At 44.2% G+C, this 26,124-nt stretch carries 20 protein-coding genes; 11 read left to right on the top strand and 9 right to left on the bottom strand.

Annotated elements, in window-relative coordinates:
- Nucleotides 1–106: 106 nt before the first annotated feature.
- The 9 genes from QL919_RS06295 to QL919_RS06255 all read left to right on the top strand — a co-directional run bounded on the left by QL919_RS06295 (nucleotide 107) and on the right by QL919_RS06255 (nucleotide 14,864).
- Complete coding sequence (locus QL919_RS06295; protein ID WP_290188723.1) at nucleotides 107–1,291, top strand: DNA topoisomerase IB; 1,185 nt, start codon at nucleotides 107–109, stop codon at nucleotides 1,289–1,291.
- A gap of 188 nt (nucleotides 1,292–1,479) precedes the next feature.
- Nucleotides 1,480–3,192, top strand: a complete 1,713-nt coding sequence (locus QL919_RS06290) for an AMP-binding protein (RefSeq protein ID WP_290188722.1) — start codon at nucleotides 1,480–1,482, stop codon at nucleotides 3,190–3,192.
- An 86-nt stretch (nucleotides 3,193–3,278) separates the two neighbouring features.
- A complete protein-coding gene (locus tag QL919_RS06285; RefSeq protein WP_290188721.1) occupies nucleotides 3,279–4,070 on the top strand; it encodes an SDR family NAD(P)-dependent oxidoreductase in 792 nt (263 codons plus the stop codon).
- A 131-nt stretch (nucleotides 4,071–4,201) separates the two neighbouring features.
- Nucleotides 4,202–4,765, top strand: coding sequence for a L,D-transpeptidase family protein (locus QL919_RS06280; protein ID WP_290188720.1), 564 nt, complete (start codon nucleotides 4,202–4,204; stop codon nucleotides 4,763–4,765).
- A 389-nt stretch (nucleotides 4,766–5,154) separates the two neighbouring features.
- A complete protein-coding gene (clpB, locus tag QL919_RS06275) occupies nucleotides 5,155–7,752 on the top strand; it encodes an ATP-dependent chaperone ClpB (RefSeq protein ID WP_290188719.1) in 2,598 nt (865 codons plus the stop codon).
- Nucleotides 7,753–8,099: 347 nt separating this feature from the next.
- Nucleotides 8,100–9,353 (top strand): PQQ-dependent sugar dehydrogenase, encoded by a 1,254-nt coding sequence (locus QL919_RS06270; RefSeq protein ID WP_290188718.1) that lies wholly within the window; start codon nucleotides 8,100–8,102, stop codon nucleotides 9,351–9,353.
- 176 nt (nucleotides 9,354–9,529) lie between these two features.
- Nucleotides 9,530–11,179, top strand: a complete 1,650-nt coding sequence (locus tag QL919_RS06265; RefSeq protein WP_290188717.1) for a BCCT family transporter — start codon at nucleotides 9,530–9,532, stop codon at nucleotides 11,177–11,179.
- A 202-nt stretch (nucleotides 11,180–11,381) separates the two neighbouring features.
- Complete coding sequence (locus QL919_RS06260; protein ID WP_290188716.1) at nucleotides 11,382–13,010, top strand: BCCT family transporter; 1,629 nt, start codon at nucleotides 11,382–11,384, stop codon at nucleotides 13,008–13,010.
- Between the two features lie 204 nt (nucleotides 13,011–13,214).
- On the top strand, nucleotides 13,215–14,864 hold the full coding sequence (locus QL919_RS06255; RefSeq protein ID WP_290188715.1) for a BCCT family transporter: 1,650 nt from the start codon (nucleotides 13,215–13,217) through the stop codon (nucleotides 14,862–14,864).
- A 300-nt stretch (nucleotides 14,865–15,164) separates the two neighbouring features.
- Here the strand turns inward: QL919_RS06255 and QL919_RS06250 are convergent, their stop codons facing one another.
- The 9 genes from QL919_RS06250 to dnaQ all read right to left on the bottom strand — a co-directional run bounded on the left by QL919_RS06250 (nucleotide 15,165) and on the right by dnaQ (nucleotide 24,772).
- The gene (locus tag QL919_RS06250; protein ID WP_290188714.1) at nucleotides 15,165–15,536 is read right to left on the bottom strand and encodes a hypothetical protein; all 372 of its coding nucleotides are present in this window, start codon (nucleotides 15,534–15,536) and stop codon (nucleotides 15,165–15,167) included.
- 291 nt (nucleotides 15,537–15,827) lie between these two features.
- Nucleotides 15,828–16,196, bottom strand: a complete 369-nt coding sequence (locus QL919_RS06245; protein WP_290188713.1) for a DUF3144 domain-containing protein — start codon at nucleotides 16,194–16,196, stop codon at nucleotides 15,828–15,830.
- 69 nt (nucleotides 16,197–16,265) lie between these two features.
- Nucleotides 16,266–17,432 carry a methionine adenosyltransferase gene (metK, locus tag QL919_RS06240; protein WP_290188712.1) on the bottom strand — a complete coding sequence of 389 codons (1,167 nt, stop codon included), beginning with the start codon at nucleotides 17,430–17,432 and terminating at the stop codon, nucleotides 16,266–16,268.
- Nucleotides 17,433–17,595: 163 nt separating this feature from the next.
- The gene (locus tag QL919_RS06235; protein ID WP_290188711.1) at nucleotides 17,596–18,192 is read right to left on the bottom strand and encodes a DJ-1/PfpI family protein; all 597 of its coding nucleotides are present in this window, start codon (nucleotides 18,190–18,192) and stop codon (nucleotides 17,596–17,598) included.
- Between the two features lie 70 nt (nucleotides 18,193–18,262).
- Nucleotides 18,263–18,958: an endonuclease III gene (gene nth / locus QL919_RS06230; RefSeq protein ID WP_290188710.1), complete on the bottom strand. Its 696-nt coding sequence runs from the start codon at nucleotides 18,956–18,958 to the stop codon at nucleotides 18,263–18,265.
- A 71-nt stretch (nucleotides 18,959–19,029) separates the two neighbouring features.
- On the bottom strand, nucleotides 19,030–19,869 hold the full coding sequence (locus tag QL919_RS06225) for an RnfABCDGE type electron transport complex subunit B (protein ID WP_290188709.1): 840 nt from the start codon (nucleotides 19,867–19,869) through the stop codon (nucleotides 19,030–19,032).
- A 208-nt stretch (nucleotides 19,870–20,077) separates the two neighbouring features.
- The gene (nudC, locus tag QL919_RS06220) at nucleotides 20,078–21,100 is read right to left on the bottom strand and encodes an NAD(+) diphosphatase (protein WP_290188708.1); all 1,023 of its coding nucleotides are present in this window, start codon (nucleotides 21,098–21,100) and stop codon (nucleotides 20,078–20,080) included.
- 157 nt (nucleotides 21,101–21,257) lie between these two features.
- Nucleotides 21,258–22,940: a hypothetical protein gene (locus QL919_RS06215; protein ID WP_290188707.1), complete on the bottom strand. Its 1,683-nt coding sequence runs from the start codon at nucleotides 22,938–22,940 to the stop codon at nucleotides 21,258–21,260.
- Nucleotides 22,941–23,089: 149 nt separating this feature from the next.
- On the bottom strand, nucleotides 23,090–24,772 hold the full coding sequence (gene dnaQ, locus QL919_RS06210; RefSeq protein WP_290188706.1) for a DNA polymerase III subunit epsilon: 1,683 nt from the start codon (nucleotides 24,770–24,772) through the stop codon (nucleotides 23,090–23,092).
- Nucleotides 24,773–25,052: 280 nt separating this feature from the next.
- Between dnaQ and QL919_RS06205 the strand changes: the two genes are divergently transcribed.
- Complete coding sequence (locus tag QL919_RS06205; RefSeq protein WP_290188705.1) at nucleotides 25,053–25,610, top strand: hypothetical protein; 558 nt, start codon at nucleotides 25,053–25,055, stop codon at nucleotides 25,608–25,610.
- A gap of 93 nt (nucleotides 25,611–25,703) precedes the next feature.
- Nucleotides 25,704–26,009 carry a hypothetical protein gene (locus tag QL919_RS06200; RefSeq protein WP_290188704.1) on the top strand — a complete coding sequence of 102 codons (306 nt, stop codon included), beginning with the start codon at nucleotides 25,704–25,706 and terminating at the stop codon, nucleotides 26,007–26,009.
- The last annotated feature ends 115 nt before the right edge of the window (nucleotides 26,010–26,124 follow it).

Here is a 26,124-nt window from a genome sequence, read left to right as displayed (position 1 = left end):
CGTTAAACGAATGTTATAACTTTCGTAGCAGTGTAATACATTGGGTTTTACACAGCATTACACTTTATCTGTGGCAAGTAAACAGCAAAAATAATGACAGTTAACTATGCTAAAACGACTACTTAATGAGATGAGTGTTGCTATGGCTAAGGAAAACAAAAATACAGTCACTGAAAATAATGGCACTGAAGATGTGCGCCATGATTACGAGCGTCTGGCACGCCGCGCCAATCTGCGCTATGTCAGTGATAATGAGCCTGGGTTTACACGCAGACGTTGGGGGCGTGGATTTACTTATAAAGACGCCACTGGCAAAACAGTGAAAGACAAAGCGTTACGTCAGCGTTTTGATGCTTTAGTGATACCGCCAATGTGGTCAGAGGTTTGGATATGCCAAGATGATAAGGGGCATCTGCAATCGACAGGCCGCGATGATAAGGCACGCAAGCAGTATTTGTATCATCCCGACTGGGATCGTGTGCGCGATCAAGCCAAATTCGATGCCATGATAGGGTTCGCCGAATCACTACCTAACTTACGTGCGCAAGTCGAAAAGGATTTAGAAGTGCAGTCGTTATCACGCGCCAATGTATTGGCGGCAGTGGTCAAGTTGCTTGAGACGACCTTAATTCGTATCGGTAATAGCCGCTATGCCAAGCTCAATAAGAGCTATGGTCTCAGTACATTACGCAGTAAGCATGTGAGTGAAACGGATAATGGCCTGGCGTTTGATTTTGTCGGTAAAAGCGCCAAAGAGCATCATATCGAACTGCAAGACGAGCGTTTAATTGACATCGTGCAAGCCTGTTCTGAGTTGCCGGGCTATCAGATTTTTAAATATTTGGACGATGAGGGCAACAAGCAGGTCGTTGATAGTAGCGATATCAATGACTATTTGCGAAAGCATACTTGCGGCAACGATTGTGAAAGCAAAATGTATAACGGCAATCTATATAGTGCAAAGGACTTTCGTACTTGGATGGCGAGTGTACTGGCGGCCAGCTACCTTTACGATGAATTGCAAACGTCAGCAGGTGAGCAAGTGCTGGCAAGTTCACCTGACAGTGACGAGCGTCAGCAATTGGTCACGGATATGGTCAAAGAAGTGGCAAATGAGCTGGGCAACACACCCGCAGTGAGCCGCGCTTCTTATATTCATCCTGTCATTATTGATAAGTTTTTAGCAGGAGAGTTCTTTGAGCCTTACAAGCAAGCACGTCGCGGGCGCACTAAGCAATATCAAAGCTGTGAAGAGAAAGCATTGCTAGGTTTCTTAAGTACCATACAATAAGGTTAATCCTATTAAGAAATGGCATATAAATATAAAAATGATACGTTATGTATTGAAATAAATATCAAAATGCGTTACTAATAGAGCATATGAAATTTAATAAGTGCAAACAATAAGTAAAAACAGTGTATAGGATAGGGCTGTTTTTCTACTCTGCCAGTCACCCGTTATTGCTAAAGGATTAGCTTATGAATACCTCTTCTACAGATACCTTACTTTCAAACGATTTGTCTTCTTCAAACCCAACTGGCTATAGCGACTACTATAATAATTTTGATATGAACGCACTATTAGCAGAGATATTTGGTGAAAACTTAGATGACCGTTTAAATGCCTATATGGCGTGTTGTGGTCGTCATGTACGTGATGGTCGCGGCGATAATTTGGCGTTAGTGCATGAAGATACTGCTGGCAATGTAACACGCATGACTTTTGCGGAACTGGATAAGGCAAGTGCGCAAGTTGCCAATGTATTATTGTCTTATGGCGTGCAAGTTGGTGAGCAAGTAGCGACCATGCTACCGCGTACGCCTGAGCTGCTCACCATTGTATTGGCGACTTGGCGGATTGGGGCGGTTTATCAACCATTATTCACCGCTTTTGGTTACGATTCGATTAAATATCGCATGGACAAGGCCAATACCCAAGTGGTTTTCACCAATCAGGAAAATCGCGGCAAGTTTGAGGATTTAGCTGAGAAAACCAAAATGGTCATGGTTAGCAATGAGAATGATGGACAGTTAAACAATAACTGGGGTGATGATAGCTATACAGAGATGATGGCGACCCAGCCACAAACGGTAGATGCTGTTTTGTTAGATGAAGGTGCACCGTTTTTGCAAATGTTTACCTCAGGTACGGTAGGTAAATCAAAAGGCGTCAGTGTGCCATTAAGTGCGCTATCAGCTTTTTATCTGTATATGCGCTATGCGATTGACCTGCGCGCCGATGATAACTATTGGAATATGGCTGATCCTGGCTGGGCGTATGGACTGTATTATGCGATTACGGGTCCTTTACTGATGGGTGTCACCACCTATTTTAATGAATCAGGCTTTGATGCTGCCAATACCCGCGACTTTATGGTCCGTCATAAGATTAGCAATTTGGCCTCTTCACCGACCGCCTTTCGGATGATGAAATCGAGTGGCGTGTTTGAAGATGCTCATAACGATGAAAATGCCAAGCTATCACTACGCTGTGCCAATTCAGCAGGCGAAACCTTGAATACCGAAGTCGTCAATTGGGTAGAGACCTATCTAAACTGCAAAGTGTGCGATCAGTATGGGCAGACCGAAACGGGCATGACCTGCTGCGAGCACCATGCATTAGCTCATGAATGTCCAGTAGGCTCGATGGGCATGGCGTTACCGGGGCACACATTGGTCGTATTAGATGATGACATGAACATATTGGCTGATGGCGAACAAGGACAGCTGGCAGTGGTCGTCAGTCAATCGCCGGCGTTTTATTTCCGCGGTTATAGCTGGAACGAAAAAGACGCCTTCGCTGATGATTACTATTTGACTGGCGATGTGGTCGAGCGCCATAGCGATGGCAGCTATTGGTTTTCTGGGCGTGATGATGACATTATCATTACAGCAGGCTACCGCGTAGGGCCTACGGATGTGGAGAATACCGTGCTTGAGCATGAGGCAGTGGCAGAATCCGCAGCAGTTGGCATACCAGATGAGGTGCGCGGTCATACGATTAAGTCTTATGTGGTGCTAAAAGATGGCATCGAAGGGACGGATGAGATTGCTAAAGAGATTCAAGACTTGGTACGTAAACGTCTATCGACGCATGCTTACCCGCGTGAGGTTGAATTTGTGGCAGCATTACCAAAAACGCCAAGTGGTAAAATTCAACGTTTCTTGTTGCGTAGCTTGTCTGCGGCATAGATTGTTGGAAACTTCGATAGTAGTTGAAAATAATAAAATAGTTAGCCTATAAGAATAGTAATAAAACATCCATTAAAGGAATAGTTATGCAAATAGAGAAACACAGCTTTTTGGTTACTGGCGGTGCGTCAGGTTTAGGTGAGTCAGTGGTTCGCGCTATCGTCGGTCAAGGCGGCAAGGTCGTCATTGCTGATTTGAACGAGTCAACTGGGCAAGCTTTGGTTGATGAGCTGGGTGACAATGTACGTTTTGTACGTTGTGATGTAACCAGTGGTGATGAGGTACAAGCGGCTGTCGAGTTGGCTGAAAAAGAGTTTGGTGGTCTGCAAGGTTCTATTAACTGTGCAGGTATCGCTGTCGTACAAAAGCTACTCGATCGCGAAAATAACCCAGCGGATCTTGATGCCTTTAGCCGCGGGGTTAATATCAATCTCGTTGGCTCTTTTAACGTCGCACGTTTGGTCGCGGCTAGTATTGCTAAGCGCGTGGCGAACGGCAATAATACAGAAAGCGCTAATGAGAAGAATGCTGATAATGGTGTCATTATCAATACCGCTTCTATCGCTGCTTTTGATGGGCAAGTAGGGCAAGCAAGCTATTCATCCTCTAAAGCGGGCGTCGTTGGCCTGACTTTACCGCTAGCGCGTGAGCTGGCACGTCATGGTATTCGTGTTATGACGATTGCGCCTGGTGTTTTTGCCACACCTATGATGGAGACTATCCCTGAAAAAGCGCGCGAGCAGTTAGAGGCCGGTGTTCCTTATCCAAAGCGTCTAGGCAATCCAAATGAGTTTGCTAAATTAGTCACGCACATTATTGATAATGCTTACCTAAATGGTGAAGTGATTCGCCTAGATGGTGCAATTCGTATGGTGTAAGGTGATTTTAGATTTTGATTGCAGCAAATTTAAGTTTAATTTATAACGTTTACATAAACTTGGCATAGTCTTTTGCTATCTTATCAAAGATGATTTTATCAATGAACGCTTACCTTTAAGAAGCAAAAGCTATGTCTTTTTTCAATATAAATAGTAAGTATTCACATTGGTTATTTATTGTCATGGGTTTTAGCCTCGCTATCATGACTAGCACGAGTGCCATTGCTGCTGAGGGTGTTTCAGAGAACAAACAAGCCATGCTTAACAATATTGTGATTGATAAAGTTTTTGTCGATAAATCTGCTCGCACCCTGCAGTTGCTAAGTGATAATACAGTTATCAAGTCTTATCATATTGCCTTGGGCGGCAATCCTGTCGGTCATAAGCAGCAACAAGGTGACAAACGCACTCCGACAGGTTCTTATACACTCGATTATAAAAATGAAAAATCTAAATTCTATCGCTCTATTCACGTAAGCTACCCCAATACTACCGATAAAGCCCGAGCCAAATCGCGAGGTGTCAGTGCTGGCGGTGATATCATGATTCATGGGCAAAAAAATGGTTTTGGGGCATTGGGTCTACTGAACCAGCAACGCGATTGGACGGAAGGCTGTATAGCCGTGACCAATGATGAGATGGATGAAATCATGGCTGCGGTAAAGGTTGGTACACCGATCGAAATTGTAGAATAAGTAGTTTGTTAACCTCCCGTATTTGACTGTTTTAGTCGTCCGCTAAAATACATTTCTCTGTGTTTGTACAGTCTCAAGACTTCCTAATTTTTCTTTACTAATCTCTCTTGAAATCTCTTATAAATGTGCCTATTAATACTTTAACGTTATATCATTGTTACGAGTAAGGTTTAATTTTTTTTGCAGATTTTATTTTTGCTCATATATGTGCTGCATAGGTCGATACCAATAAGTCAATAAATACTATTGACAATAGTTAAAATGACATTGAAATATTACTCAACAAACCTTATATAGATAACAACGAAAAGCTTGCGGCATCTTAATACTTATAAAAAGCCGCAGCGACTAGCAGATACAAACGACTATTAATTATTAAAGGACACACTATGAGATTCGAGAAATTTACCCAAAAATTGCAATCAGCGATTCAAGAAGCCCAAAGTTTGGCGCTAGGTCGCGACCACACTGGGATTGACCCTGTGCATTTGCTGGCCGTATTGCTACAAGATGAGTCTAACTTATCTATCTGTCAGCAAGCCGGCGCGTCTATTCCAGCATTAAAAAATGGCGTGGCAAAGGCGCTCGACAATCAGGCGACGATTAGCGAGCCAACTGGCGACGTTAATCTAAACCCAAATTCGGTGAAGATTTTGAACTTGGCCGATCGCCAAGCGCAAAAAGAGGGCGATGATTTTATTGCCACTGAATGGGTAATGTTGGCACTTGCTGAGCAAGGCGACACCAAAAAGATATTTGAAAATGCTGGGGTGACGGCAAGTAAGTTAAAAGCGGTCATTGAGCAGCTGCGAGGTGATGAGACGGTGAATAATCAAAACGCCGAAGATCAGCGTGATGCGCTGAATAAATATACCATTAATCTAACTGAGCAAGCTGAGCTTGGTAAGCTTGATCCGGTGATTGGTCGTGACGAAGAGATTCGCCGTACCATTCAGGTGTTATCGCGTCGTACCAAAAATAACCCTGTGCTTATCGGTGAACCGGGTGTTGGTAAAACCGCCATCGTTGAAGGCTTGGCACAAAAAATCATCAATGGTGATGTGCCAGAAGGTCTGCGCCGTAAAGAGGTGTTGTCGTTAGACTTGGGTGCTTTGATTGCCGGGGCAAAATTCCGTGGTGAATTTGAAGAGCGCCTCAAAAGTGTATTGAGTGATTTGGCGAAGCAAGAAGGTAATGTCATCTTATTTATCGATGAGCTGCATACTATGGTTGGTGCGGGTAAGTCAGAAGGCGCGATGGATGCCGGTAATATGTTAAAGCCTGCGCTGGCTCGCGGTGAGTTACATTGCGTTGGTGCGACGACTCTAGATGAGTATCGCCAGTATATCGAAAAAGATGCCGCCCTCGAGCGTCGTTTCCAAAAAGTATTGGTCGATGAGCCAACGGTCGAAGATACCATTGCGATATTACGTGGTCTAAAAGAACGTTACGAGCTGCATCATGGTGTTGATATTCAAGACAGTGCTATTATTGCGGCAGCACGCATGAGTCATCGCTATATTACCGATCGTAAGCTGCCGGATAAGGCAATTGACCTCATCGATGAAGCCGCCAGCCGTCTGCGTATGGAGATGGACAGCAAACCTGAGTCGCTTGGCAAACTTGATAGCCGTCTGATTCAGTTAAAAATGCAGCGCGAAGTATTGAAAAATGAAGAAGACGCGGGTGCACAAGCAGAGCGTAAAGTGCTTGATGCACAAATAGCAGAGCTGGAAAAAGAATACGCCGATCTCAATGAGATTTGGCAAGCAGAAAAAGCACTGGTCAAAGGCAGTCAACAGCTAAAAGACGAGCTTGATAAAGCGCGTATCGCTTATGATAAAGCCAGCCGTGAAGGTGACTACGAGACCATGAGTAAGCTGCAGTATGAGACGATTCCGCAGCTCGAGCGCCGTATTCATGAGTCTGATTTGGCCGAGCAAAAAGAGCAGACTGGTGAAAATAGCGGTATCAAACTACTGCGTAATAAGGTCACAGATAATGAAATCGCTGAAGTGGTGGCGGCGGCGACTGGTATTCCAGTCAGCAAAATGATGCAAGGTGAGCGTGACAAGATGCTAGCGATGGAAGACAGACTCCATGAGCGTGTCATTGGGCAAGATGAAGCGGTAGAAGCGGTCGCCAATGCGGTACGCCGTAGTCGTGCAGGGTTGTCTGATCCGAATCGTCCTTCAGGTTCATTCTTATTCCTTGGACCTACAGGTGTTGGTAAAACAGAGTTAACCAAATCATTGGCGAACTTCTTGTTCGACTCTGAAGATTCGATTGTCCGTATCGACATGAGTGAGTATATGGAGAAGCATAGCGTCAGTCGTTTGGTGGGTGCGCCTCCAGGGTATGTTGGCTATGAAGAAGGTGGCGCATTAACCGAGGCGGTACGCCGTAAGCCTTATAGTGTTATTTTGTTTGATGAGGTCGAAAAAGCGCACCCTGATGTGTTCAATATCTTGCTACAAGTGCTAGACGATGGTCGCTTAACGGATTCACAGGGTCGCGTCGTTGACTTTAAAAATACTGTTATCATCATGACCAGTAACTTGGGGTCGCACAAAATCCAAGAGATGGTTGGCGAGAGCTACGAGGATATCAAAGCTGAGGTAATGGAGTCGGTTGGACAGCATTTCCGTCCAGAGTTTGTCAACCGTATTGATGAGATTGTGGTCTTCCATCCGCTTGGTATGTCGCAAATGGCTGGTATTGCCGATATTCAATTGGATCGCTTACGTCAGCGTATTCAAGAGCGTGAAATGGATATCGAGCTGTCGGCAGATGCGATGAATAAACTGGTCGCAGTGGGTTATGACCCTGTGTATGGTGCGCGTCCACTCAAACGTGCTATTCAGCAAGAGATCGAAAACCCATTGTCATTGAAACTGCTGGCTGGTGATTTCGTCCCAGGCGATATCATCAAAGTCGATGTCGGCGCTGATGATAAGTTGACCTTTGATAAGCTTAGAATGAGTTAATAACAACTTTAGATGACTGTTGCTAAATGACGGTTATGGTTTAAGACAACCCCCTTATTTGCCTATATTTTATATGGGTGAATAAGGGGTTTTTGCGTTAAGCACTATCATTAAGCATCATTATTAGATGCTATCATTATTTTACCGTCTACTTGCTTTGAGCATGTTATAAATATAGTCAAGACATCCTAAAGACGCTACGGTATTGTTGATATCAAATTTATGTAGCCTCTGTCTGCCAGGCACAGCAAGCAAGAAAAATTGATATCAGCAGCGCGTGATGTATCGATATTACTTTTCACTGACGATAGCTTCAGTGTTAATCATAAAACAAGGGAGATGACATCATGATGATGACCAATAACAAACACACCAGCGGACCTTTAACATTACCATTAATCATAACAGCACTGCTCTTTAGTGCCTCTGCTTGCTCTAATCCCTCAGCCGTCAATACCAATAAAGATTTGAGCGAATATAAAGAAGGACAAGCCTCTGTCAATGAATCCATAGCAAACACGGAAAAACCTGCCTTTGCAACCAAAGCAGTAACTGCCTTTAGTGAGCCTTGGGCGATGACGGCGTTACCTACGGCTGATGATGAGCCTGCCAAACTGCTTGTGACGCAAAAGACAGGTGAGTTGTATATTGTCGATACTGCAACGGGTCATAAAACAGCCGTGGCTGGCATACCAAAAATAGCTTATGGCGGGCAAGGCGGGCTTGGTGACATTATCCTTGCACCAGATTTTTCTACTAATAATGATGTCTATATCAGTTACGTTGAGGCAGGTAGCGATGCTGATAGTAATACATTCGGTGCAAAGGTCATCAAAGCGACATTGACAGGACTAAATACTGACGCGCCAAGCTTGCAAGACATTACGCCAATCTGGGCGCAAACGCCAAAAGTAAAAGGGCAGGGGCATTATAGCCATCGCATGCTGTTCTCACCCGATGGGCAGTATCTATATATCAGCTCGGGCGATCGCCAAGAAAAATCCCCAGCGCAGGATATGACAGTCAATTTAGGTAAAATAATTAGGCTCAATGCTGACGGCTCAATACCGAATGACAATCCATTTTTTACCACTGCCGGGGATATAAAATCACAGTTTTGGACGACTGGTCATCGTAATGTGCTGGGTATGATGTTCGATGAAAAAGGCAGGCTTTGGGCGCACGAAATGGGCCCAAGAGGCGGTGATGAATTTAATCTTATTGAAAAAGGCAACAACTATGGTTGGCCAGTCGTGTCGAATGGTCGTAATTATAACGGCACTGACATCCCTGACCATGATACGCGCCCAGAGTTTGCAGCACCTACAATCACTTGGACGCCGGTGATATCACCCTCCTCGATGAGTATGTACACAGCGGGTAAGCATAATGACTTCCCGGCATGGCAAGGCAATGCGCTTATCAGTGGTCTGTCATCGAAAGCGCTCATCATTGTTGGTTTAGAGGATAGTAACGCTGCTGCTGAGCGCTATCGCTATGATATGGGTGAACGTATTCGTAATGTGTTGAATGTGGATGGGCAGGTATTTCTGCTTGAAGATGGTGGTGAGGGTGAGCTGTTGCAACTCCAACCGCAGTGATTTGATTGAATGCATCACTAGGCTATTAAGCGTATTAGGGATATTAGGCGATGCAACTATCCATCAATTTAACTTAATACTGAACGATTTCAATTAAGTTAACGTATGTAATTGATTGATAAAGAAAAGTTAATTTGTTAAAGTGTGATTTCTTAAAAATTAAGGCTATTACCTAAATGGATCATGTAAAGGTAGAAAGATTGGGCCCGTTTCCACGGGTAAATAAGCCTGTGTTTATCACGTCAGGCATTTTAATTGTTGGTTTTATTATCTTCGGTGCGTTCTTCACTGAGACGGCAGGGGCACTGTTTAGTTATCTACAGAGCTTTATTACCACCAATTTTGGTTGGTTCTTCATCGCTCTTATGAACATAGCATTAGTTTTTTGCCTGTATCTAGCGGCAAGTCGTTATGGCGATATTCGTCTCGGTAAGCAAACAGAGGAGGCACAGTATCCACTATTTTCATGGATTGCGATGCTGTTCTCAGCAGGTATTGGTATTGGCCTAGTTTACTGGGGTACTGCAGAGCCACTGTATCATTTTATGGCACCACCATTAGCAGAGCCTGAGACCATTGCAGCGGCAAAAGAAGCCATGAATGTCTCATTTTTGCATTGGGGTCTGCATGCTTGGGCGATTTATACGATTGTTGCTCTAGCGCTTGCTTATTTCCACTTTAGACGTGGTTTGCCGTTATCTATTCGCTCGACTCTATATCCTATTTTAGGACGCAAGATTTATGGCCCATGGGGTCATACCGTTGATATCTTAGCGGTTTTTGGCACGATGTTTGGGGTTGTGACCTCGCTTGGCTTAGGGGTTATGCAGATTAACTCTGGTCTTGAGAACCTATTTGGTATTCCTAATACGATTACCGTACAGTTCGTCATTATTGCCTTTGTGACGGCGCTGGCGTGTGGTTCTCTGATGCTCGGTCTCGATAAAGGGATTAAGCGCTTAAGCGATATCAATATGGGACTGACTGGTATTTTGTTAGCCTTTATGGTCATTCTAGGCCCTACGCTATTTATCTTTGACAGCTTCTTTGAAAACATCGGTAATTATCTGGCCGCGGTTGTTCCGTTAAGTTTATGGGGTGAGTCTTATAGCGGTACTGATTGGCAGGCTGGTTGGACGATATTTTACTGGGCATGGTGGGTAAGCTGGGCACCATTTGTTGGGGTGTTTATCGCGCGTATTAGTCGCGGCCGTACGGTTCGTGAGTTTGTACTGGGCGTGCTCTTGATTCCAATGACCATCTTGTTCTTTTGGTTTACCACTTTTGGTGGTGTGGCGATTCATATGGAGCTGCTAGCAGCGCTTGATCCGCTGATGGCCAGTCCAGGGTTGGTTGAAGCCGTGCAAGCAGATACGGGCAGTGCCATCTTTAAGTTGGTGGAATACTATCCGCTTACCAAGCCAATTACGTTGTTGATTGTGATTATGATTGTACTTTGGTTTGTGACCTCATCTGACTCAGCCAGTTTTGTCATCGACATGTTGACGGCAGGTGGTGATACCAATCCACCTAAGATTCAGCGTTTATTTTGGGCAATCATGCAAGGTTTAATCGCTGCTATTTTATTAGCGGCAGGCGGATTGGGGGCATTACAAGCAGCGGCTATCGTTGCAGGCTTACCCTTTGCGTTGGTTATTCTGGTGATGATGTATGCTTTATGGCGTGGTCTAGGCCGTGATCGTTTAATATTGTATCGTGCACAGCAGCAGTTTATCACTGCTGAATCTGTCGATCACAACACCGCAGACGAGTTTGTCGATGAAGACCTGTTGAAAGGTCCGCCGAAGATTGTGACAGGGGATTAACCTGTAGCGTTACTCTCAATACAAGCAAAAAAACGGTTATAAATAACTCTTATAAATAGTGGTTTTAAATAACAAGCATAAAAAATAGCTCTGACATCTCAGGGCTATTTTTTGTATCAAAAAAACATAATATAAGGGTAAAATTTGATAATCGGGTAACATCTTGTTAAGGTAAGCGACTCTAAAATATTGGATAAAAAAGATGAGTGAACTCAAAATAGGTCGTTTAGGGCCTTTTCCACGAGTAAATAAACCGGTCTTTATTGCCTCGGCAATATTGATTGTCGGGTTTATTATATTCGGTGCTCTGTTTCAAGAGTTAGCAGATACTATATTTACTAGTGCACAAGGCTTTATTACCCAACGCTTTGGTTGGATGTTTATTATCCTGATGAACGTTGCTGTGGTTTTATGTTTGTATTTGATTTTCAGCAAATATGGTGATATTCGCTTAGGTCATCAAACTGAAACACCGCAATACAGCCTGCCATCTTGGATAGGGATGCTATTCTCAGCGGGTATCGGTATCGGTATTATGTACTGGGGTACGGCTGAGCCGGTTTATCACTTTATGGCGCCGCCACTAGGTGATGCAGAGACCGTAGAAGCTGCCAAACAAGCAATGAACATCTCGTTTTTACATTATGGGATTCACGCTTGGGCAATTTATGCTGTCGTGGCATTGTCATTGGCCTATTTTCATTTTCGCCGTGGTCTCCCATTATCGATTCGTTCTAGCCTTTATCCAATATTGGGCCAGAGAATCTATGGCAAATGGGGACACACGGTTGATACGTTGGCAGTATTTGGGACGATGTTTGGTGTTGTGACCACCTTAGGTTTTGGTGTGTTGCAGATTAACTCTGGACTCGAAGGGTTATTTGGCTTGCCTAACTCTGTCACGGTGCAAGTGATCTTAATCGCCCTCATTACGATGCTGGCTTGTGGCTCGTTGCTAATGGGTTTGGACAAAGGTATCAAACGTCTCAGTGATACCAATATCATTCTTACTTTTGTGTTGTTAGGATTTGCTTTTATCATGGGCCCAACTCAGTACATTATGGACAGTTTGGTTGAAAACACTGGTAACTATATACAAAATATCGTGCAATTAAGCTTTTGGAGCGAAGCCTATAGCAAAGGCGATTGGCAGTCTTCATGGACGATATTCTACTGGGCTTGGTGGATCAGCTGGTCACCATTTGTAGGGGTGTTTATCGCTCGTATTTCCCGTGGTCGTACCATTCGTGAATTCCTACTCGGTGTGCTATTTATTCCGATGATTATCCTGTTTTTCTGGTTCACAACCTTTGGTGGTGTGGCAGTAAATATGGAGCTAATCGGTAACCCTGGGTTTATTGAAGTTGTCCAAAACGATTATGGTAGTGCTATCTTTAAGCTGATGGAGTTTTACCCATTTGCCAAAGCCACCACCATGCTGATTGTGCTCATGATTGTACTGTGGTTTGTGACGTCATCAGACTCAGCCAGCTTTGTCATTGATATGCTGACTTCTGGTGGTGAAACCAATCCGCCTAAAATTCAGCGTTTGTTTTGGGCAATTATGCAGGGTTTGGTTGCCGCGATTTTACTTGCAGCTGGTGGTTTAGGGGCGTTACAGGCCGCTGCTATCGTCGCAGGATTTCCTTTTGCTATTGTTGTGTTTATTATGTTGTATGCGATGATAAAAGGGTTTAATCGTGATGAGTTGATACTTTATCGTGCAGAACAACGATTTATCACTGATGAGTCGGTTGAGCATAATACGGCTAATGAGTTCAGGGATGAGGAGCTACTAGAAGGTCCGCCTGAGGTTGTTAAAGGCGATTAAAGACTGACAATAGATATATTCTGCATTCAGTGGCATCAATAAAAACCCCAGTCTCATTGTAGGCTGGGGTTTTATTTTGCCCAAAGACAATACGCTTTTATAATCAGGTGACTCTGTGTATACAAAACGCAACATGACAGGGTTATATTTGATAATTCGTTAACATCTTGTTATGGTGACGCTCTTTTGTCTTTGGGAAGATCTATGGATCATGTGAAGGTTGGCAGAGTAGGCCCTTTTCCACGAGTAAGTAAGCCGGTGTTTTTAACCTCAGTGATTTTAATTACTGTCTTTATTATTTTTGGTGCGTTTTTTAATGAGCAAGCAGAAGTAGTATTTAATCAAGCCAAAGCATTTGTTTCTCTACGTTTTGGATGGTTCTTTATTGTGGTGATTAATGCCACTGTCTTGATGAGTATCTATATGATATTTAGTCGATATGGTGACATCAGGTTGGGTCATCAGAATGAAGAGCCTGAGTATAAGCTCATCTCTTGGATTGGTATGCTGTTTTCCGCAGGTATCGGTATCGGACTCCTATATTGGGGTACGGCTGAGCCGCTATATCATTATATGGCACCACCTCTGGGTGAGGGTGAGACGGTTGCATCTGCTAAGCTTGCGATGAACATCTCATTTCTACATTATGGTATTCATGTATGGGCGCTCTATGGCATGGTGGCTTTGGCTTTGGCTTATTTTCACTATCGCCGTGGTTTGCCATTGGCTATTCGCTCAACGCTATATCCAATATTGGGTAAAAGAATATATGGTGGTTGGGGTCATACGGTTGATACCTTAGCGGTATTTGGCACCATGTTTGGCGTGGTGACCACTCTAGGTCTTGGGGTGCTGCAGATTAACTCTGGTCTTGAGAGCTTATTTGGTATCCCTAACAACATCAGTGTACAAATCATCTTGATTGCCGTTATCACTGTTTTGGCAGGTATGTCACTGTTCTTAGGACTCGATAAAGGTATTAAGCGCTTAAGCGATATCAATATCGTGTTGACGATTATACTTTTAAGTTTCGTGATTCTCTTAGGACCGACACAGTTTATCTTTAACAGTTTTATTGAAAACATCGGTAATTATATCCATCAGGTTGTTCCTTTAGGGTTTTGGACTGAGTCTTATGAAGGTCAAGAAAACTGGCAAGCATCGTGGACGATTTTTTATTGGGCATGGTGGATTAGCTGGTCGCCATTCGTTGGTGTGTTCGTGGCTCGTATCTCTCGTGGTCGTACCATTCGTGAATTCACATTGGGCGTATTGTTAATCCCAGTGGCTATCTTGTTCTTATGGTTCACAGCGTTCGGTGGTTCTGCGGTTCATATGGAATTGATGGCGGCAGTCAATCCTGACTTAGCAAGCCCTGGTCTTGTTGAGGCAGTTAGAGCGGATACGGGTAGTGCAATTTTTAAATTAATGGAATCTTACCCATTAACCGCCGTATTCAACTTACTCATCGTCGTGATGATTGTATTGTGGTTTGTGACCTCATCAGATTCTGCCAGTTTTGTGATTGATATGCTAACCTCAGGCGGTGATACCAATCCTCCTAAGATTCAGCGTTTATTTTGGGCAGGCACTGAGGGTATTATTGCAGCAGTATTGTTAGCAGCAGGTGGCTTAGGCGCGTTGCAAGCAGCATCGATCGTATCGGGTCTGCCGTTTGCAGTAGTGATATTGGTCATGATGTATTCGCTATTGCGAGGTTTGAGTCGAGATCACTTGATTCTCTATCGTCAGCAGCAATGGTTCATCACTGAAGAGTCAGCAGAACATAACTCAGCAAATGAGCTGCCTGACGAGGACTTGCTAGAAGGTCCACCTGAGCTAAAAAAAGGATAACCAATCGGTTAGCGCGCAAAGCTAAAGTGCATAAACGCTGACTGATTAAAGTAAGACTGAATAGTTTATAGATATTACCAATTACCCAGCTTGTCATAAGCTGGGTATTTTTATGACGGTGTTAAAACGACTCGCTTTAATAAGTCGAATAGATAGTCAAAATATCCTAAAAACACTACGGTATTGCTGATATCAATTTTTTGTAGCCTCTGTCTGCGCAGGCACAGCAAGCAAGAAAAATTGATATCAGCAGCGCGTGATGTATCGATATTACTTTTTACTGGCTATAGTCGACATATATTAGAGGCATTCGCCTTTTACATAGGCTACGGCTTCTGGGGTACTACAGGCGGAGCAGGCATTACCGGCGGTGCGATAGCTTATGACTGAACCCGTTTGGGTTTTTACACAGACAGGATCATATTGCGCGGTACATATGGTATTCGCAGGATTAAAAGGTGGGCACTGAGAAAAAACGCCAGCAGGTGGTTGGTGGGTTGAGGTGTTTGGCTGTGTAGGCGTGGTAGTGTGAGAGTCAGGCATCGTAATATCGGGCATGTAGCTGCAGCTTGCCAATGCGAGCGTCAACGGCAAACTGAATAATAAGGGTTTGATAAATGGCTGCTGACGTATAGAGAGCCATGCCTTAATTATAGTCATGTGATTTTGCATAATGATATCTCCTTATAGATAAATCCGGTAGCTCCCTGCTATCCATAGTTGGCTTTATGATTGGCTAAATGTGCGCTAAGACACGCCTTAATAAAGCCTGCTAAAATTTATAGTAGCTTATTTATCACCAACCATCCAGTATGTAAGTTACCAAAATTTATAGCCAATAAAAAACCCAAGCTTGATAATAAGCTTGGGTTTATCTATCACTATCATAACGTCTTGCGCAATGCTTGCTTGTTTTAACCAATGATTGTTTAAATAAATGGTTTCTTAAAAAACGCTACTGTACTATTTGTCTGCTTTGTCATCTTGGTTAAGCTGAACATACTTATCAAAATTTTGCGCATAATCGGTTAGGTTGTCACTTAACATCTGACGATATTGTTTGACATAAAACTCGACGATGTCATCTTTTTCTTTAGCAAAGTCATCACCTTTGACAAAACCAATAGAGGCGACAGATGCGCTATAGCGTGCGGCTGCATATAGCAGTGATGCGCCAACTTGTCCTGAATGTGCATCAGGACCTAACTGGCTGTTTGCCACACCAATGATAGCATCAGCACGTTGGTAAAAGGCCTGCATTTCAGGGGTAATCTCAATGTTTGCATCTACAGTATTGTCTTGATGGTTGTCTGGGTTGTTATCTTGAGACATGAGCAACTCCTAATAAGTGGTAATTGTTAATATATAAAATCAGTTTATAAACAAAAGAGATGAATACTATTACAAACCAGCATCTGCTTTTAAAATCTCAGCTTTGTCTGTTTTTTCCCATGTAAAGGCAGTTTCTGAACCCGGACGACCAAAATGACCAAAGGTCGCTGTTTGCTGGTACATTGGTTGTAACAAGTTCAACATACGGGTAATGCCGTATGGACGCAAATCAAAGTGAGTGCGAATCAGACGAATAATTTCGTCATTACTGATTTTGCTGGTACCAAAAGTATTAACAGAGATAGAGGTTGGCTCAGCAACACCGATTGCGTAGCTGACTTGTACTTCACAGCGCTCGGCCAGTCCTGCTGCCACAATATTCTTCGCAACATAGCGTACGGCATAGGCCGCACTGCGATCTACTTTTGAAGGGTCTTTGCCACTAAAGGCACCGCCACCATGACGCGCCATACCACCATAGGTATCGACGATGATTTTACGACCGGTCAATCCTGCATCACCGACAGGTCCACCAATCACAAATTTACCCGTTGGGTTGATATGGTAACGCGTACCGGCATGTAGCAGGTCAGCGGGCAATACTTGTTTGATAATAGATTCCATGACCGCTTCTTGCAGATCAGACTGCGAGATACTAGGGTCATGTTGCGTCGATAGGACGACTGCATCAATGGCAACAGGACGATTGCCGTCATATTTGAGCGTGACTTGCGCCTTGGCATCTGGGCGCAACCAAGGCAGCTCGCCTGCGCGTCGCAGCTCCGACTGACGTTCCATCAAACGATGGGCGAACTCGATAGGCGCTGGCATCAACACATCGGTCTCGTTACTGGCATAACCAAACATCAAGCCTTGGTCACCAGCACCTTGCTCTTCTGGGCTACTACGATCGACCCCTTGAGCAATCTCAGGAGACTGCTTGCCTAGCATATTGATAACAGCACAAGTCTCACCATCGAAACCTAAGTCTGAGTGGTGATAGCCAATACCATTGACGGTATCACGTACAATGCGTTCAACATCGATATTCGCTGTCGTGGTCACTTCACCTGCCAGTATCACGGCGCCTGTCTTGACCAAGGTCTCGCACGCCACACGTGCATCTAGGTCTTGACGTAAAATAGCATCAAGAATGGCATCTGATATTTGGTCAGCCATTTTATCAGGATGACCTTCGCTCACAGATTCTGAGGTAAATAAGTTGTATTCACGCATAATGGGATCGCTTAATTGCAGGGACTGTCGTTTATGAATTCAGTCATTATTAAATGTTAACGGAAAATAGAAGATAAAAGTGAATCAAAAAATTATGATATTTTACCGTGTATCGAAGTAAAACTCTAGCCATGGATAATACTATGAGGTAACTAGGCGCTGGTTAGCCGCGGTAAAAATCATCCACATCGCTATTTTCTTGCCAGCGATATTCAGTATAGGTGGCAATCTGCCTTGCTGTATCTATGTTATGTCTGTCGGCGATAAAGCCAAGCGCCATATCCATACCAGCACTAACCCCTGAGGAGGTATAAAATTTACCGTCGATGACCCAGCGTGCTTGCTCTATCCAGTGGACGTTATTCGATTGCGCTGTCACCCATTGCCATGACAGTTTATTAGACGTTGCACGTTTGCCATCCAGCGCCCCAGTTTTAGCCAATAATGCGCTACCAGTACAGACGCTAAGTACCCAATGAGCATGGTCAGCCAATGTTTTCAGCGTTTGCAAAAATGGTTGGTTAGTGATTTGCTGGCGAGTACCCATTCCGCCGACAACCAATACAATATCAGTAGGATACTCTAATTCTGTGACAGTAATTGTGTCGATAACAACGCCATGCTTACTGTGAATGATACCACCATTGATTGAAGCAAACTGTAGACGGTAATGCTCAGGCACGCAGCCAAACATCTCGATAGGACCGAACAAGTCCAAGGTCTCAAAGTCGTCGAATAGTAATGCGGTAAGCGTCTGCATCTGATTGCCTTTTCTCTTATTTCTTGAATATAACGCCAAAAAACTATTTTAAACAACATGTTTTCAAAAACTATAGCTCCAGAAATTTGGCTTTGTCTTTAAACATACATTCCTCATAAACTGGACAAGCACCGCATTTGGGTGTTCGAGCTTGGCAGGTATAGCGGCCATGTAAAATAAGATAATGATGCGCATCGACAATTAAGTCATCTGGAATGCGTTCGACCAGTTTCTTTTCGACGATTAATACTGTCTTACCAGTGGCAAGCCCCGTACGATTGCCCACCCGAAAGATATGGGTATCGACGGCCATCGTCGGCTGCCCAAACGCAGTATTTAACACCACGTTTGCTGTTTTGCGTCCCACGCCTGCGAGAGACTCCAAGTCTTTACGATTATCAGGAACAGTACTATCGAACTTTTCGATAAGGTCTTGGCAGGTTTTGATGACGTTCTTGGCTTTGGAATTATACAGACCAATGTTTTTGATATAAGATTTTAGCCCTTCTTCGCCCAATGCCAATATAGTCTCAGGAGTATTGGCAACGGGATACAACTGCTGGGTGGCAATATTGACGCTTACGTCTGTCGCTTGCGCGGATAAAATCACTGCAATCAGCAGCTCAAAGTTACTGTCATAATTGAGCTCAGTGACGGGCTCTTTTATCGTCTCAGCCAATTTCTCAAAAAACGGACGCACATGACGATTGGGCATCCGTCTAGATGGCGGGGTATCAGCAGTTTTATGTTTGACCGTTTTACTCATGGTATATTTACTATTATCTGGTTGTTTGTCGTTAAAAAAATGGACTAATAATCGTAATAGCTTTACAAAGGCTATAGCTGTGACAGCTCTATCTGCAATGCCTCAAGCTCGGCTTGTTTTTTATCATTAGCACGCACGCTTAATTGCTTCTCTAACTTTTTAATCTTAGTACGTATTTTTGCCGCTGCAATGGTGTTCTTGGCTTGTTCTTCGCTGATGCTCAACGACTGGCTAGCAGCATTGTTCAATTTCGCCTCTACCATGCTGACGACGGGCTTACTGTTGCTACTATCCGCCAATTGCTCAGTGACTCGTCTGAGGTGCGTGTGATAGCGCTGTCGCAAGTCATCTTGCTCAGCCACTCGCTCGGGTGCTGTGAGTTCACGTTCAATGGTGACCAAATCGATACAATCTACAGGGCAGGGGGCGATACATAGCTCACAGCCGGTACATAAATCAGTAAAAATAGTGTGCATATGCTTGCCAGTGCCGACGATAGCATCGACTGGGCAGGCAGGTATACATTTAGTACAGCCAATACAGTCATCTTCACGAATCACAGCGCGCACCTCAGTTGGACGTTTAGAGGTCGCGTCTATCGGCCACTGTGAAGGGGCAGTAGTTTGTGTCATGCTAGAGTGATAACTGTCTATATCCACAATCTGGGCAATAGCGTTGGTAACGGGCTGACCACCAGGCACGCATTTGTTATACGGCTCACCCTCCAGTACGATAGCAGCTGCATAAGGCAAACAGCCGTCTGGATGCTCACATAGACCACACTGTGTTTGTGGCAAGCAAGCATCAATCTGAGAAATCTTGGACTGTATATCAGCGGGCAGGTCATCAATATTCAAGGTATCGAATAATATTGGCAGGTTGACTAGGCGGATAGTAGTACTACTTTGCATGTAATTTGACACCTTAACACCAGTGAAAAAGAGTGGTGTTAGCATAATAAATTTGGGATAGATGACTGTGATAGCTAAGAACAAAAAGCTAAATGTAGAAGGTTAGTGGAACAGGACTAAGTACAGTGCTAAGCACACTTATCTAAGAAAGCTTATCTAACATTAGGCTAAGCGCTATTGCTCAAGTTACTGCTACTATGAATAATGCTTAAAGAGTCATGCCGTTTTCGTTCATTATTTGGGCAATCAGCTCGTAAGCTATGCTACCTTTTGCGGGTATCTTTGGCAAATTTGACAGATCAAAAAAGTCAGCGTGCGACAGCTCATCTTCTTGGATAATAAGATCACCTCCTGCATAAGAGGCTCGAAAGCCAAGCATTAGGTTCGATGGAAATGGCCATGGCTGGCTACTCACATAGCGAATATCCGTTAGGCTGATATTTACCTCTTCTGCCACCTCACGTACGACCGCATGCTCTAGGCTTTCACCCACTTCTACAAATCCTGCAATCAAACCATACTGTAGCGCTTGTGTAGGAGTTTTTTGCTGTCCATAACGGTGATGGTGCGCCAGTAAAATTTGCATTTCACCGGTTTGCGGATTCGGACGGGTGATTGCCGTGATGATACAAGGCTGTACACGTGGGTATTGGCGGAGCCTACATGCAGGACAGACCATCGCTCGCTCATCTCGTTTGGCATGCACGACTGGTGTTGCGCAGCGACTACAAAACTGAGTGTCTGCTTGCCAGCGCAATAACTGTAAGGCTTGGCTCAGCTGGTCTGTCAATGCAATAGGCAGTTGAGTAATCAGCTGACGATAAGGGACAAAAGCGTTACCACTACTTTCAGCGCTGATAGGTAAGGTGACATTATGTGCCAGCGCATAATCATACGTCATGGCGCTAGACGCTTGCGCTGTGAAGGTATTGATAGGATTGATACCATTCGATTCAGCGTCAATACTAGGTAAGCCATCTACACTATTATTGGCTTTATCATCATTGTTCTTATCAATACTGCTATGAGTATTCACTTGCCAATGACTGGGCGCTAAGCTCTCTAGCAAGGCGACGTGACCAATCTGATAGGCATGTTGGCTATTACTATTACTACAGCTATCGGCTGAAATGACATCTGATTCTGAATATGGAACTTGCAGCGGCCACCAACCATCAGGCATCTGACGGCATAGAATGGTGTCATCACTAAAGATAAAAGCGCTGGTCATATAAAATTTTCCAAATCGTGACAAAAACAAATGAAAGCAAGTCTATACCAGCTTAGGTATAGACTTGTTTATAGTCAGTATCAATGAGCGAATGTGGTCGCAGAACATTCCCGCAAAACTTTCAAACAAAAGATACTATTGCGATTAGAGTATGTCCCTAGGCGGCAAGTAGATGGCTCAAGCTCTGCTGCCCAACATCAAGTGCTTGCTTGCTAACAGGGCGGTTATGCTCGAAACCATCTAAGTGATGATCGACGGCCATAATGACATCAGCGATGCAAGCGAGCGTGCTGTCTTCAATACGTCTACCACTCTCGATACGCTGTTCGATGTTTTTTGCTAATTGGCTAAGCATACTGGCCGGTGTGGGCAATTGTAGAAAACGTACCGCGCCTGCCACTTGGCGCAGCATCTCAGGTATGTTCTGAATATTGAGCATGTCGCGTTCTGGCTCAGACAAATAGTCATTGATGGCTTGTTCAGCATTGGCAATCGCTGTGCGACTTTCTTGTATCAAGGTGTCATTGGCTGTATTAAGCTGATGCAATGAGATATGCGGGTTATTCAGTGGCAAGTAGATTGCGCCTGGCGTGTGCATTTCTGCCATTGAGATAGAGGCATTTTCTGCATGCATGAGTGCGAGCAATAGATGGTCAAAGTCCTCAGGCGAAGGCGCTTGCCAGTTGACTACCGCGTCAGCTGCTGTGCTTAAGCTATCAGCAGCGTTTGACAGTCCAAGCAGACGTAGGGCAGAGCCTAAAGACGTCAGCGCTTCTATAATCTGTGCTGTTTGTACATCAGCCGGATTGACTGAATCGCCACGTGCATAGCTATCGACATCTTCTTTAATGGTATTGATTTGGCTTTGAATGATGGTGTTTAGCGTGTCGGTAAGGGCGCGATTGGGACCGAATAAGAAGCGCTTCATTTGCTCCAATTGCGGACCTTCTAAGCGGTTGCTGGCATATTGCTCACGCAATCGCTGTGCTTCTTCGTTATCACGCTGGCATGCAAAGCTGACTAAGTCAGCAAATCGTGTGTCCATGACAGGCAAATAGCTTTGGAACTGTTGTTCTAAGTAAATAAGCGTATGTTTTTGACTGAGGTTCAGCGGTAGGATGCTGGCGATATCGGTGACGGCTGCAGTGGCTGCTTGCCAAAATAAGCTACTGGTTTTTGAGGCAATCAAGGCACAAGCAGCGCTCATCGCATCAAGCTTTTGCTGGTCGTCTGAGGTGATGCTACCATCTTGGTTTAATAGAGCGACACCAAGACCACTACGATAAGCGTACGTTAATAGCTCAGTCTCTAAGCCAAGCTCATGCAGCGGTTGAAAGTTTTTTTCGGGGTTAGCAACGATAACGCTACTGCTGCCAAACGTTGAAAAATAGTCAGCCTCCATGGGCGCTGCTTGGCCATGAGCATTTAACTTATTAATCACAGGCAACAATAGCGTGGGCTCTACCGATTCCGTCAATAAAACAAACTCAATATAGCGATCGAGCATCATAATGGCTTCTGATAAGTCCATAATCAAATCGGTGTCGTTATTATCACCATTGTCATACAGGCGCTGCAAACCATTAACGATGGCTGTGTTTAACGCCTCTGCACCGACTAAAGCAATCAATTTAAAAATACAAGACAGCTGCTTTAGGACAATAATAGAGTCTAGCAATAAAGGCGCCTGATTATTGTCATCATTAAATTCGCTTAAATGAATCTCAGCGTCCTTAAGGGTTACAATAATTTCGTCATGCAATAAATGCAATGACGGTAGGTTAAAGTCAGTGACACTAAGCGTTGGGGCGGTTAACTTCATTTGCGCAGACTGATCCATAAGGGTTCTTCCATAACGTACTGATAAGAATGACGATTATTCAAATGACGATTGAAAAAGCGTTCGTTAATATTGTTTTAACGCTTAATATAACAATAATCAAGACTATATTATACAAATGTTGAAGTAAAAAGAGGTTTTAGCGACCGCTACATATTTGTTCTAAGCTCAGGGTAATCGTCTACGAGTGACGCGTACCAATTCTGATTGGCAGTGTCATCGACATTCGAGGCTAATAATAAAGACGCTAAGTTAGCAAAGCTTGCATGACCTGTCTGTGCTCCGTCAGCTTGCGTGTCTTCTTCAATCGCTAGGGTGACCTGTCCACCAGTCATGGCCAGATAGACTTCAGCTAAAATCTCTGAGTCAAGTAAAGCCCCGTGAAAAGTACGATCTTGCTTACCGACATCTAGGCGACGAACCAGGGCATCCAGGGTGTTTTTCTGGCCAGGGTATTGCTGCTTGGCCATCACGAGTGAGTCAGTGACTTTGACCCGCTCAGCGAAGTCATTCATACCGACTTTGCCAAACTCCATATTTAAGAAGTTCATATCAAACGTCGCGTTATGAGCGATGATTTCGGCACCGTCCATAAAGTCATAAAGCGCTTGAGCCACTTGATCAAAAGTGGGTTTGTCCGCCAAAAACGCTTCAGAGATACCATGAATGCGAATAACTTCCTCATCCATACCGCGCTTGGGGTTGATATATACGTGTAGCTTCTCGCCAGTAAATTTACGCCCGACCATCTCTACAATACCGACTTCAATGATGCGATCACCTTTCATCGGATCAAGACCGGTGGTCTCAGTATCCATAATGAGCTGACGGTCAGATTCATGACGGTGTATAGGCTTTGGCAATAGCGGTATAAAGTGTGGGTTGGCACGGCTGGTATCGCCATCAAATTTCGGCGTGTTCACTTCTATATCTGACATCTGGTTATTCATGCTGGTATCGGTCATGGGCGTTTGGTCTTCTGGCATCTTTGTATTACTCATTGGTGTGCTGGCACTGTTTTGAGAACTGTCTTGAAAGTGACTGGCACCTATAAGTGCATCGTGACTAAACTCAGCACCACTGCTTGTATTTTGATAACTCTCTTTTTTAGGATTTGCATTTTCAGTCATTGCCGTTTCAGACGTTTCACTGTCAGCGCTGTCATCCTGAGCGCTGTCTAATGGCAACTCGTCAAGTTCATCGCCCATCATGTCAAACCCTAACGGATCGAATTTTAGCCAATCATCGCTAGGATTTTGATGCTCATCAACCATCAATTGGTCTTTTTTTTTAGGCAGTACTTGCGAGTTTGTCGTGGCTAAACCGTCACTGCTAGAGGTGACTCCTAGGTTTGCCAACTCATCGGCTTTTTCATTACCTGCATGTCCAGCGTGACCCTTAACCCAATGCCAATCAACATCGCGCTGGTGGCACAGCTCATCCAATCGCTGCCATAGGTCTTGATTGGCGACCGGTTTTTTACTCGCCGTTTTCCAACCTCTTTTTTTCCAACCCTCAATCCACTCGGTAATGCCTTTTTTGACATAGCTTGAGTCTGTCCAAATCTCAAGGTTGTGCTCATGCGGACTGTGAGTCAATGCTTGTATCGCACCCATCAGCTCCATGCGGTTATTGGTCGTTTCTTTGTCACCACCGTATAAGTCCTGCGTGCGACCATCACTAAATATCAGGTGTGCGCCCCAACCACCAGCGCCTGGGTTGCCTTTACAGGCCCCATCAGTATAGGCAACCGTGGTATTGGATTTTGCGGCCAACGGATTCAAGGTGTTGTTGGCATTGAATGACTGCTCTGAAGTAGAAGTGTCTGACATAAAAGCGTATTGACCTAATAAATGGTAAGCATGGAGCAGGGAGGTTTTGGCAGTGTCATTTATACACCAGCTAGCACTGCATATTTTGGGTTTGAGTATAACAAATCTAGCCGAGATATGGGCAGTCGCCATGCACAAATTCGCAAAACCACAGATGGTAATAGTAACGCTATGGTTTTCTGTTAAAATAGCGGCGATTGTAGTGCGATGGCACAATATGATGTTGAATGATGACCCGCTCAATATAAGCTTTTAATGCAAAATGCAGGATAACCCTATTATGTCCTTATGCCCAACCATTTTTGATAAAAAACTGATGCCACTGATGGCAGCAGTCGCCGCGAGTAGTATGCTACTTTTGACCGCTTGTAATGATAGTAGCAATACGCAAGTTGATGATAACGATATCGAGACCGCGGTAGATTTATCAGTGTTTGAGGGGTGTTATACCGTCAGTCATGATGAGCCTGCGCAGATAAAGGTCAGCCAACAGGATGGAGCGTGGGTCATGCAGATGAAAGAGCCGGCAACTAGCGGTCGCGTCTGGGACAGTCCAGAACCATTAGAGATGATTGCAAATAGCGACATACCGACATATTTCTCTATTGACCCTGATAATGTCGATGCAGTCATTGGACGTCCAGACAGAGTGTTGGTACTGGCTCATGTGAAGCCTGTCTATGCCAATATCGATCCGCTGCTCGACAGTGAGTATTTGTCCTACATTTATCGCGGCGCCAATACTATATACCGTGTCGAATGTGACGATGTCAACACGGATATCTTGGCCAATCCTCATGCCAATATTATTATTGATAATGTAAATGAAGGCCACTAGGGCATTTTCTTATTTAAACAATAACGAGCAAAGCTATTTATAATCCATTAGCGCTGTCTGTCACACACAGATACGTCATGAGAGTTAGGTAATATGAATTTTTTTAGTTATGTGGTGTTGGGTGGGTTTTCTTATGCCGCTGGTTGGGCAGTCAGAACATACGTGCTCAATAAAAAACCTGAACCTGAGCGTCCTTATAACCTCAAGCACCCAACCATCTTAGCGTATATGGGCGGGTTTTTTATTGTGATGCTCATAGTGTCATGGCTCATCGGTCGCTACTTGTTAGGGCATGCCGCTATTGATTTACCGTTCATCATTATAAACAGTTTGGTTGCGACCTTTGTTTATTCGTTTGGCCTTAATCCAGAAAATGCCAATTATGAAGTGCCGGATTAAGGCATGTTTAACAGGTGCATAAGTAATATAGTCAACGAAAAGTAATATCGATACATTACGCGCTGCAGATATCAATTTTTCTTGCTTGCTGTGCCTACGCAGACAGAGGCTACAA

The sequence above is a fragment of the Psychrobacter sp. APC 3426 genome (assembly GCF_030408035.1).
Taxonomy (GTDB): Bacteria; Pseudomonadota; Gammaproteobacteria; order Pseudomonadales; family Moraxellaceae; genus Psychrobacter.
Note: the sequence above shows the minus strand (reverse complement) of the source record. Positions and strands in the feature narration are given on the sequence as shown.